The organism is Mongoliibacter sp. (genome assembly GCF_007692705.1).
Taxonomy (GTDB): domain Bacteria; phylum Bacteroidota; class Bacteroidia; order Cytophagales; family Cyclobacteriaceae; genus Mongoliibacter.
In genome coordinates this window covers 1-2,717 of record NZ_REBN01000090.1, presented here as the reverse complement: position 1 = coordinate 2,717, position 2,717 = coordinate 1, and the positions used below count along the sequence as shown (strand labels likewise).

Below are 2,717 nucleotides of genomic sequence, written 5' to 3'. Positions count from 1 at the left end.
CTGCTGTTTTGAAATTATCAAATTCTGAATTGATTTTGTGAAGTAGACTATCCATAATATTGAGTTTTATGATTGATGATAAAAGATAAAAATAATGATTATTGGCAAAACAACTCAATAGCCTCAAGCAAACTTCAATTCATTTGATAGCGTGATTCCAGAATGTAACCGCAATAAAAAAAGGGCGGAGCCAATAACCCAACCCTAAATTCACCATCAATTAGCTATCAGATGATTGTATAACTTTAAATTTAGTAAATTAAAATTAAAAACAAAGTTGATTGGTTTGGAAGTCTAATTTCAATGTTTTATTATATGTATATCAGCTTTCGAACCAGTAAAATCTTCACAATGAAATTAACATATGATTTCAAACCAATATTGTAAACAGCTTCCAGATCAACTGATTTCCATTATTAAGGACTAAACTCATCACAAAGCCCTCTCCATAACAATATACTCCTTGCCGGACTTGAAAAAGGTTTTGGGGGTTTCAGAAAATCCGAAGCCTGAATAAAATCCAATTCTCTCGACCCTGGCATTACACCAGATACTTTGAATTTGTCTTTCCTTTAATAAGCCAATCATAAAAACAAGCAGTTTACTCCCATATCCCATATTGCGAAATTCAGGGAGCGTTCCGAACTTTCGGAATTGGGCAGTACAACCGTTTAAAAATACAGAGACAACTGAAATCAGTTTCCTATTAACAAACAGCCCAAGGTGAATCGCTTTATCATCACCGGGTACCCTGACAAAATCCTTTGGTTTATCTGGCCACATGGCCTTATGTCTTATAGGTAATGTTTCAGCAGCTGAAATTTCTTTGATAAACAAGGATTAAGGAATTTATGTTAGAATCACTGATTGGGAGCTCAAAAATAATTGATTAATCGAAAATATCTGAGCCAAAAGCGTATTTCTAAAATTAAGGAAGAGATATTATTCAAATATCAATAATGAAGTTTCAATTACTGATTTTAAAAGAAACACATAAAACTAACGTGTTTTCCTTCTTAAATATTTGTCTAAAACTCAAAAAAACACCTCCCCAAAGGAAAGGTGTTTTCCATTTCTCTTCCACAAATCAAATGCGCTTGCCCTTAGAAGCCTTGGGGACTTGAGGAGTTTCCGGCTTCATACGGGCTTTTTTTTTAGATTCATCCGGTTCATTGGCCATGCTGTTGCTCAGCAAGAGGTCATTGGTTTTGACAGTCCTCATCTGGGCATCATAGACATTGAGGGATTTGAATTTGGGATTGGCCTCCACATACATGGTCTCTTCCTTGCCATCTTTCTGCATGGTGACAGGATATTGATTTCCTTTTTGCACAGCTTTGAGCAACCAATCCGCTTTGCTTGGATCAAAAGCCTCCTTGATGGGCAGGCTTTCCAATACCTTTTTGACATCATAGCCATAATTCTCATGGTATTGATCCAGTTTGAAATTCCCGTTCGGTTCCTTCTGTCCAAGATCAAGTTGCAGCCATGCCTTATAGGGTTCCTTCTCTGCATTCAACAGACTTTTCTGAACTGCTCTTCCTTCCAGAAGGTTAAATGCCTCCTTGACCGTCACTCCCTGATTGGCATAGAAAGTATGCGTCTTGGGTTGGTCCCATGAATAGGGAGCTGGTATTAAACTGCTATTGTTACTTCCGTAAAAAAATTCAAACCGGCGACTTCTGGTATCCTTAGGGAAGATACTTCCAAAATTGTATTGAGTCAATTATTTCAATGCTCTAAACGACATGATTTCATGATAAGAATTGGATAAAAGATTATCAGAATCCAGGAGATTTATTGGAGTTCCTTCAATAGAAATTTTTCCATCTTCCAAAATATAAACATAATCAGACCTTAATGCAGGAGAAATTTTATGGGTTACAATCAAAATTGGTATTTTATATTTCAAATCTTCCAGTATTTCCAACATGTAGCCTTCGGTTTCCTTATCCATGGCCCCGGTAAATTCATCCAGAAGCAGGCATTTTGGATTGTGGTATAGTGTCCTCGCGAAAGAAACCAATTGTTTTTGACCTCCTGAAAGGTTTATTCCGTCCTCTCCGATTACAGATGCCAAACCTGCAGGTAGTTTTTCAAAAAACCGCATTAATCCATATGCATTACAGAAAGCTTCAACTGCCTGAGGCTTTGCTCTTGGATCAAAAAAACATATGTTCTGAAATAAAGTCCCATTGAAGATTTTGGTTTCCTGCTCCACAAATCCAATTGAAGATCTCCAATTTCCTAAGATGACTTGATTGATATTTATTTCATCATTGAATAAGATTTTCCCGGATTCCAGCTCATAAAACCGCATTATCAGTTGTAGTAAGGTACTTTTACCACCACCGCTTTCACCCAAGATACATGTCAATCTTCCTTTTTTGATTTCAATATTGATATTATTCAGCAGTAGTTTCCTCCCGGCAAACCTAAAACAGACTTTCGATAATTTTATAGAATCAAATAAATCAAGAATCTCTCCGTTTGAAGTTGATTCCTCTGTTTGGGCAAATCCAAACTCAAACATTCTTTCAAAAGCTATTTTTGCTTCCTGAATCTGTACATTGGACATGGCCAACTTGTTCACTGATGGTATGATCATTCCAAAAAATGCAATCAAGGCCACCATTTCACCTAGCATCAAGGATTCTCTCAATACCATCAAGGATGCCGTAGAAATAAGTACTGATAAATATATAACTCCCAAAAAA

The 2,717-nt window shown here is 36.5% G+C and carries 3 protein-coding genes; all 3 read right to left on the bottom strand.

Annotated features, from left to right (window positions below):
• Window positions 1–432: 432 nt before the first annotated feature.
• Window positions 433–837, bottom strand: coding sequence for a GNAT family N-acetyltransferase (locus tag EA341_RS03175; RefSeq protein ID WP_293011245.1), 405 nt, complete (start codon window positions 835–837; stop codon window positions 433–435).
• A gap of 250 nt (window positions 838–1,087) precedes the next feature.
• The gene (locus EA341_RS03170) at window positions 1,088–1,726 is read right to left on the bottom strand and encodes a hypothetical protein (RefSeq protein WP_293011244.1); all 639 of its coding nucleotides are present in this window, start codon (window positions 1,724–1,726) and stop codon (window positions 1,088–1,090) included.
• Window positions 1,727–2,717, bottom strand: a 991-nt coding sequence (locus EA341_RS03165) for an ABC transporter ATP-binding protein (RefSeq protein WP_293011243.1), incomplete at its 5' end; no start/stop codon positions are given. It lies immediately after the preceding gene.